The organism is Secundilactobacillus pentosiphilus (assembly GCF_002217985.1).
GTDB lineage: Bacteria > Bacillota > Bacilli > Lactobacillales > Lactobacillaceae > Secundilactobacillus > Secundilactobacillus pentosiphilus.
In genome coordinates this window covers 1-207 of record NZ_BCMI01000113.1, presented here as the reverse complement: position 1 = coordinate 207, position 207 = coordinate 1, and the positions used below count along the sequence as shown (strand labels likewise).

The window sequence follows — 207 nt, the reverse complement described above, 5'->3', positions numbered from 1 at the left end:
TGAAGGACGGGACTAACACCGATATGCTTCGGGGAGCTGTACGTAAGCTTTGATCCGGAGATTTCCGAATGGGGAAACCCAATCATCTTAGTCGATGATTAATGCTTAGTGAATACATAGCTAAGTATTGGCAGACGTGGGGAACTGAAACATCTAAGTACCCACAGGAAGAGAAAGCAATTGCGATTCCCATAGTAGCGGCGAGCG

Annotated in this window: 1 rRNA gene; it reads left to right on the top strand. The window is 46.9% G+C overall.

Annotation, left to right across the window (positions count from 1 at the left end):
- Positions 1-207, top strand: a 23S ribosomal RNA gene (locus CES81_RS13280); the annotation flags it as partial.